Here is a 6,738-nt window from a genome sequence, read left to right on the forward strand (position 1 = left end):
CAGCCATCGGTTGTGTTCAATGAATTAAGAAAAGCAGCTTAGTTTAGCGAGTGGTGCACTTCGGACTTGAATTCGCGGCTATTTGATTGCAAGAACTGCCTGATTCTGAAATGACGTAAGCCAGTTTTTAAAGAGGGTGATATAACCCCACGCCCGGTATAGCGGCGTTTTCCGAGAATTTCTAAGGCGAGCTTTGATTCTTCAACGTCCATATAATGCTTTTAATTCCCCAATTTCCACTGGCACATAACACTTCATTCGGGCGATAGCACGTAGCGAAGCTATGCTGATATAGATTTGCGTCCAAGCGAGTGTCTACAACAGATTATCAGGTACGCTCAACGTTGCGTAAGAATGCTTCCACGTCCGCTCTTGAGGTTAACCGAACTAACGTGATGTTGCTCGATGATTTTTCTTTAAAAAGAATGCGATATTTAGATTTTGTTTTCCAATAGTTTTTTAACATCCACAAAATGACTGATTTAGAGGTGAAGAAATTACGGCGAAATGATTCTTTATTGCCGGTTCCTTCCCAGATTTCCTGCTGGGTATGAGCCCTCTTGATTGAGCGCATAAGCACTTGTAAAAAAGTGCGCCAGAAACCTAAATCCAGCCAGATGATGGTGTCGATTGCTGACCACTTTATGCTACTTGTTTTTGAGTGATTCCCATCCAGAACAAAACTTGGTTGGCTGACAATTTCTTGAATGGCGAGAAGAAACGCAGCGTTTTCTAGTTGCTGCCAATCCGATTGCCAAAGAATTGCATCCATTTCTATGTATGGGATATCTAGTTTTTTTGCTAATCGCTTACTGAAATGAGATTTCCCGCTACCGCTCGTCCCAATAACGTTAATTTTTTTCATAGGTAGGTAAGTCCGAAAAAGTATCTGGCTACTAAATAAGGTCTGTAACGCGCAGGCATAATAGTGGAGCGGACCTACGTACTCGTGTTCCAGCAGCTCCGCATGCATCTGCAGTGATTCGAAATGCCGCCTACATCAAGCCTTGCGCAAAGCTGGGTAAAGCAGCTATTTGATTTACCCATTGATGTTGGGATTCACAATAAATATTTATTGCTGGTTTAAGACCCTGAGGAGTGTCTATTGAACCCAGTACAAAATTTTAAGGCCAGAAAGTTTAGGATTTTGATTGTATATTGGCGTACCACAGTGCTCACAAAAGCTTTTATAGGCATTTTCAGATACTTTCACTTTTTTCAATGAGCCTGTTTTCAAAATAAATCCTTCATCTGCAACAACTACATATGTTGAAAATGCACTTCCATTCATTTTGCGGCAAAGATTACAGTGGCAATTAACAATAGCTTTGATTTCACCAGATGAACTAAAGTGAACACTTTTACAGCTACAACTCCCTTCCATGAAACACCCTCTAAGTCGAGTAAGCGGGATAGCACCCAGTTCACATTTTATCGAACCTGCAAGCGACTACTGTAGCCTGTCAGGCTTGCTGACTCGCCTTCATCTCGGTAGCTTTCTTACGCTCATTTGTGTATGCCCACCAATGTTGGGCTTTCTCACCTTCCATGAAACGAATTATGGATATAAAAACATCAATAACACAAGGGTCATGCTTTTGACCTGTTCTGAGGCACAGCTCCTCGTACATTTTATAAGGATTTAGGCCAATGAGCTCATGTGGCTGCTTGATCCCGAGTAGCTGCAAGTCTGAAGCGCCAGCCTTGCCTATATTGGGTAAATCGGTCAATTTATACGTTTTTTCTCGATTTGCTTTTAGTGGATTCATAGTATGCCTAATGTCCCATCTTTGGGGCTATAATCCATGAAGTAAGCAATGGAGCGAAGTGACGCATCCCATCTGCTTGCGCCCCAGCGAACGCAGTGACTGACTTAATTTTTTTGTCAGGCACGTTCGGATTAGTCATAGATTCCCGGTTGCCATATTTGCATGAACGTTTCTGTGTTTTCTAACGGCTTAAATCCGAACTGGGAATACAAACCGTGTGCATCGCTTGTTGCTAGCATAAAACGTCGTAGCCCTTGAAGGTCTGGATGTTCACAAACCGACTTCATAAGTAACTTACTAATGCCTAAGCCACGAAACTCATCTAAAACAAATACATCCCCTAAGTAGGCAAAAGTCGCTTTATTAGTAATGACACGAGCAAACCTAATTTGTTCTCCGGAAGTATTATAAGCTCCGAAAACCAAGGAGTTTGAAATAGCTTTCTCAACAGCAACTATAGGTATGTTCTTTGCCCAGTAACTTTCAGAAATAAATGCATGTATGACATTTAAGTCTAAATCGCTGTGATTGGATGTTATTTTGATTCCATTCATTCTACGTTTTCCTGGTGAGTGCCTAATACCCGCATAACAGCAAAAATACTTAGGCTAAAATACCGAGCGAAGCGAAGGGAGCCTACGACTTCTTGTCCCTAACGAGCGCAGCGAGAGTTTATGCGTTTGGTATGCGCAATTTGCTACATTTGTAGCGTGTTGCTACAATTGGGTGGCGATTTACTAGGAGACATATTATGGCAACAGCAAGCGTAAGATTAGACCAAGATCTAGTTGAGAAAGCGACCATTATGGGTAAAGCACTAAACCGAACTATGCCAAAACAGATTGAGCATTGGGCAAAGATAGGTGAAATGATGGAAGATAATCCAGATTTGCCATATGAATTTGTGAAGCAGGCAATTATTTCCAAAGCTGAAAAAGAAGCAGGAAAGTTGGAACCTTACGATTTTGGCTAAGATTACCAGTGTTTTACAGACAGCTAATTTCAAAAGAGCAGTAAAGAAATTACATCAGAATCAGAAAAAAGACTTGGATAAAGCTGTAAAGGAACTGATGGACGATCCTCTTCTAGGAGAGCAGAAAAAAGGCGACTTAGCCTTTCTTCGCGTGTACAAATTCAAGATGGTAAAGCAGTTAACTTTACTTGGTTACAGCTACGAGGATGGCACTGTAATACTCGAATTGATCGCACTTGGCTCTCATGAGAATTTCTATCGCGATGTTAAAAAGATATTCTGACCTATTGCGTTTAACACCCCACTTAGGAGCATAAACAGTTGCTTGCTAGCTTTCATTTTTAAGTTTTCGAGCCCTTTTTATAATATAAATATATTGATACGCATGTGCCTATTGCAAAAACACTTATAGTTGATGTTTTGTCTAGCTTGTAAGCGCGTGCAAATAACAACCAACATAACAACGGGGAAGTGACAATTACACCATAGCTATCAAGTAAAGTTGCTCGTTTTTTTTTTAGTTTTGAAGTCTTCCAAGTGCTTTATGGCGTTTAAGTTTCCTGTTTCCTTCTGTTTTTTTATTTCGAGGTCAATTTCGTTAATAGATGCGGATTCAAAGTCCTTTTCGCTTTTACTGAGCAAGTCTGGATGAGTTAGCGCTCGTTTTACTGCTTCAACCCTTTCAGGGTAGCTTTCGGCATCTATGTGCTCTAAAACATCTAGTAATTCAGCTCTACTGTATTTTGAATAATCAATACTCATAACAACCTAGGTAATAGCTAACACCCAAATATGGGGCGCGGACATGCAGGCGAAAATGGCGAAGCCGCCTGCGTGTTAGCGTCCCAGTGCGCCCTGGCGCACGCCATAATTTGTTATATTTTTTTACACTCGGTAACTTCATTTGTTTCACTGTTGATTTGTAACCAATGTGACTCACTTAAAGGTTTTATAGTTAATGGTGCTGATTCAGCTAACATTGCTTTCTTTAGGCTTTCTTCTGCGCCCTCAAGAAAACCAGACTTATCTTCGATTATTTTTATATCAATCGAATCGATATTATACTCTATAGTAGGAGGTTCATATTTAAACGCACCGACAGACACGGATTCTATTGTAGATTCTAAACCGTCACTTTGGATAAACGTCACTCTACCGAAGTGCGTAAAGCTCATGTCTTTGAATCTATACTCAATAGTGTTAACCAATACCATCTCGCTACTAGGCTCAGGAGAACAGTCCCACTTTCCATTAATTAGAGGCTTCTCCTTTTCGAAAGCAACACTATTAAAGCAAATTAACGCCGTCAAAATCAGAATATTACGCATATGCTTCCAAAAATATAACACCCAACTTTGGGGCACAAATACGTAGGCTAAAATACGGAGCGAAGCGAAGGGAGCCTACGTATTTGTGTCCCAGCGAACGCAGTGAGCGCCAATAGTTTTTTGTTATACCCCGGTTTCACTCTTTAGTGTTTGGGTTTTCATTCGAGTTTTTTAAAGTTTCGAGATGTTTCTCGATAACTTCCCCTTCCATATGAATTTTCAGTTTAAATATCATCGGGTACATTTGCATAAAATGTTTCCCAAAATCACTTTCATAAAAGTCAATTAATTGAGCAAGTTCTTCTTCAGTAAAAGCCCGTGAATAAATATCTCTGAGTGCAGTTTGTATTTCAGGTTGAGAGTAATATTGCGCAGCTAATTCCGATGCGTCTTTATGTGCTTTTGATTTTAGTTTTTCATAATCTATTTGTTCGCCTGAGGCGCTTTGCGATTTCAATTGGACTGTAAGCCCCTTTAAGTAGGCTAGCATGGTGATATCGCTAAATTCTGAATGATTTGATGTTGCAATCGCTTTTTCTATTAGCTTCTTTTTTGTTTCTGATTCAGAAGTTAAGGCTGAAGCATGAACAGATAACAAAACTAATAATAAGAGATATTTCAAAATTCCTCCAAAGGGGTATAACTTCCAAATATGGGGCGCAAACGCGTGGGGCATAATAGCGAAGCGCCCCGCGTGTTTGTGTCCCAGCGAGCGACAGCGAGTGCCATAATTTGTTTGTATGCAGCTCATGCTGGGTTACGAGAAATAAATTCTCTTATACTGCCAATCAATAGATTTACTTGGGCCGTGTCGTAGTCTGAATAGGCTCCATGTGCTGCGCTGTTTCTTAAGCCTAACCAGGCAGTAACATTTTTCTGGTCGAGCTTTCCATAAGCGCCTGACTTGACCAGTTCTGCGTTTAATGTATCAGTTTTCTTGGGCTTTCCACCTGATTCAACCGTGAGGCTATGCTTTTGGCAAAGCTGACGAATATGCGCTTCCAAAGTACTACCAGCGACTACTGCTGCTGCATCTTTGTAACCGTTTGACTTCAAATGCTCTGCCATTTCAAGGAAATCACTAAAGACTTCTCCATGAATAATTTCTTCAAGTGATTTCATATACCCGTTTCTAATATCAGACAGCAATGATCTTGCAACCCCAATATTTTCAGCAAGATGTCCATAGATGTGATTATTCATCCGATTAATTTCTAGGACTCTTTCATAATACACCGAGCTTTTACCAGCTGAACGCTCGATTGCGGCAAGACACCGTGTTTGTAAATCGCGGACATCAGTATCAGATAGGACATCTGACCCATCGTCGTATTTTGAGCGAGCTATTTCCTCTGAATATTCTTTTATGACACCCTCTAGCTGGATTTCAAATGGATTACTCATTGCTGCGAATTCCTATTGCTGCATAACACCCAAATAAGGGGCAATAATGCGCAGGCTATACTGCGAACGAAGTGAGTTGAGCCTGCGTATTATTGTCCCAGTGTGCGCTCCGGCGCACACGACTTAATTTGATTGTTATACGCAAACCGAAAGCAGATTGCCAGCATGGCTAAAGAACTTGGGATAAGAGAGCAGCGTAGCTGAACGAAGTTGAGGAGCTCGAACCTTGTTTGACTGTGAAGGTGCCGCTGCTTTTTGCTGAGAATTGCCGAAAGGCGCTTAGAAGAGCTAGACGCTAGAACCTTTAAAATTATTGAAAAAGGGTTGGTGTATAACACCCACATAAGGGGCAGTAATACGTGGGCTAAAATCCGAGCGAAGCGACAGAGCTCACGTGTTACTGTCCCAGGGAGCTTGCGACCGACTTAATGTGATTGTTATACGGCATTACCTTTTTAAATGATTTAATGCATGAAAAAAGAATGAGTTGCCATCCAAATTTGTCATTGCTAAAGCTGAAGATTTGGCACCACTTTCAAAGCTATTCGCTACTTGCACCGCTTCATCTAATTGTTCTTCAGATATTAAGCTGCAGACCAGAGGTATTGCATAGGAACCTCTTTCCATGTAGTTGGGATGGTTACGGTATAGGGCTGAAAACGGTGATTTCACTTCCAAATATCTATTCGTAATCCAATGAACTATTTCCCCTACTAAATCGTCGTTTTCTACATCATTGTCATATGTAATGGAATCCAATGGATATTCTGTACAAGTGAATGCCCCAACACTCCTGAAGGAAGTAGGCATTTCATGATTTTCCTTTATATCCATAATATTCCAAAGGATATTATCAATTTCTAGTGGCTTTACGCCCAAATCTATTGTCGTCTTTAGAGCGTTCAAGTGAGTTCTAATATTTACTGTCCAGAACAAATCATTTGTCTGTTTCCAGAGCATGTATTGATATTTTTTCCATTTGTAGCTCTTAAGCTGATTAGACACTTCTTTGAGAGTGGACTTTGAAAGTTCTCTCCTAACTTTGGTGAAAGCGTGTTTGGATAACTTGTCCATGTTTCCTCATGCCGTATAACACCCCAATAACGGGCGCAAACGCGTAGGGCAAACTAGCGAAGCGCCCCACGTATTTGCGTCCCAGCCTGCCGCCAGGCATGCGCCTTTATTGATTTGTATGGATAATTCTTCCCTAAATTCCCCACAATTTTTTCAAAGATGGGTAAAGTGAGGCCCAGACTTTGGCTGC

The 6,738-nt window shown here is 40.9% G+C and carries 11 protein-coding genes; 2 read left to right on the forward strand and 9 right to left on the reverse strand.

Translation table 11 applies throughout. The annotated features are described in order from the left end of the window. Nucleotides 1-328 precede the first annotated feature (328 nt). From JKP77_RS21830 to JKP77_RS21845, 4 genes are all read right to left on the reverse strand, one after another. Nucleotides 329-865 (reverse strand): P-loop NTPase family protein, encoded by a 537-nt coding sequence (locus JKP77_RS21830; protein WP_218313294.1) that lies wholly within the window; start codon nt 863-865, stop codon nt 329-331. 237 nt (nt 866-1,102) lie between these two features. Beyond that, nucleotides 1,103-1,384, reverse strand: a complete 282-nt coding sequence (locus tag JKP77_RS21835) for a GFA family protein (RefSeq protein ID WP_218313295.1) — start codon at nt 1,382-1,384, stop codon at nt 1,103-1,105. A gap of 79 nt (nt 1,385-1,463) precedes the next feature. After that, the gene (locus JKP77_RS21840; protein WP_218313296.1) at nt 1,464-1,769 is read right to left on the reverse strand and encodes a helix-hairpin-helix domain-containing protein; all 306 of its coding nucleotides are present in this window, start codon (nt 1,767-1,769) and stop codon (nt 1,464-1,466) included. A 131-nt stretch (nt 1,770-1,900) separates the two neighbouring features. Further along, nucleotides 1,901-2,323, reverse strand: coding sequence for a GNAT family N-acetyltransferase (locus JKP77_RS21845; RefSeq protein ID WP_218313297.1), 423 nt, complete (start codon nt 2,321-2,323; stop codon nt 1,901-1,903). Between the two features lie 197 nt (nt 2,324-2,520). On the opposite strand from JKP77_RS21845, the gene JKP77_RS21850 reads away from it, so the two are divergent. Next, nucleotides 2,521-2,742, forward strand: coding sequence for a TA system antitoxin ParD family protein (locus tag JKP77_RS21850; RefSeq protein WP_012518669.1), 222 nt, complete (start codon nt 2,521-2,523; stop codon nt 2,740-2,742). Next, complete coding sequence (locus tag JKP77_RS21855) at nt 2,735-3,025, forward strand: type II toxin-antitoxin system RelE/ParE family toxin (protein ID WP_218313298.1); 291 nt, start codon at nt 2,735-2,737, stop codon at nt 3,023-3,025. Before JKP77_RS21850 ends, JKP77_RS21855 begins: the two co-directional genes overlap by 8 nt. A 209-nt stretch (nt 3,026-3,234) precedes the next feature. Here the strand turns inward: JKP77_RS21855 and JKP77_RS21860 are convergent, their stop codons facing one another. From JKP77_RS21860 to JKP77_RS21880, 5 genes are all read right to left on the reverse strand, one after another. After that, nucleotides 3,235-3,504, reverse strand: coding sequence for a hypothetical protein (locus JKP77_RS21860; protein ID WP_218313299.1), 270 nt, complete (start codon nt 3,502-3,504; stop codon nt 3,235-3,237). A 113-nt stretch (nt 3,505-3,617) separates the two neighbouring features. Next, nucleotides 3,618-4,070, reverse strand: coding sequence for a hypothetical protein (locus JKP77_RS21865; protein WP_218313300.1), 453 nt, complete (start codon nt 4,068-4,070; stop codon nt 3,618-3,620). Nucleotides 4,071-4,206: 136 nt separating this feature from the next. After that, nucleotides 4,207-4,692 carry a DUF2059 domain-containing protein gene (locus JKP77_RS21870; protein WP_218313301.1) on the reverse strand — a complete coding sequence of 162 codons (486 nt, stop codon included), beginning with the start codon at nt 4,690-4,692 and terminating at the stop codon, nt 4,207-4,209. 125 nt (nt 4,693-4,817) lie between these two features. Then, complete coding sequence (locus JKP77_RS21875; RefSeq protein WP_218313302.1) at nt 4,818-5,474, reverse strand: hypothetical protein; 657 nt, start codon at nt 5,472-5,474, stop codon at nt 4,818-4,820. Nucleotides 5,475-5,921: 447 nt separating this feature from the next. Beyond that, nucleotides 5,922-6,548 carry a hypothetical protein gene (locus JKP77_RS21880; RefSeq protein WP_218313303.1) on the reverse strand — a complete coding sequence of 209 codons (627 nt, stop codon included), beginning with the start codon at nt 6,546-6,548 and terminating at the stop codon, nt 5,922-5,924. Between the last annotated feature and the right edge of the window lie 190 nt (nt 6,549-6,738).

Source organism: Alteromonas antoniana, assembly GCF_019249295.1.
Taxonomy (GTDB): Bacteria; Pseudomonadota; Gammaproteobacteria; order Enterobacterales; family Alteromonadaceae; genus Alteromonas; species Alteromonas antoniana.

Coding starts and splice junctions, on each gene's coding strand:
- JKP77_RS21880 (WP_218313303.1), bottom strand. CDS start 6,548: ATGGACAAGTTATCCAAACACGCTTTCACCAAAGTTAGGAGAGAACTT.
- JKP77_RS21865 (WP_218313300.1), bottom strand. CDS start 4,070: ATGCGTAATATTCTGATTTTGACGGCGTTAATTTGCTTTAATAGTGTT.
- JKP77_RS21850 (WP_012518669.1), top strand. CDS start 2,521: ATGGCAACAGCAAGCGTAAGATTAGACCAAGATCTAGTTGAGAAAGCG.
- JKP77_RS21840 (WP_218313296.1), bottom strand. CDS start 1,769: ATGAATCCACTAAAAGCAAATCGAGAAAAAACGTATAAATTGACCGAT.
- JKP77_RS21835 (WP_218313295.1), bottom strand. CDS start 1,384: ATGGAAGGGAGTTGTAGCTGTAAAAGTGTTCACTTTAGTTCATCTGGT.
- JKP77_RS21845 (WP_218313297.1), bottom strand. CDS start 2,323: ATGAATGGAATCAAAATAACATCCAATCACAGCGATTTAGACTTAAAT.
- JKP77_RS21875 (WP_218313302.1), bottom strand. CDS start 5,474: ATGAGTAATCCATTTGAAATCCAGCTAGAGGGTGTCATAAAAGAATAT.
- JKP77_RS21830 (WP_218313294.1), bottom strand. CDS start 865: ATGAAAAAAATTAACGTTATTGGGACGAGCGGTAGCGGGAAATCTCAT.
- JKP77_RS21860 (WP_218313299.1), bottom strand. CDS start 3,504: ATGAGTATTGATTATTCAAAATACAGTAGAGCTGAATTACTAGATGTT.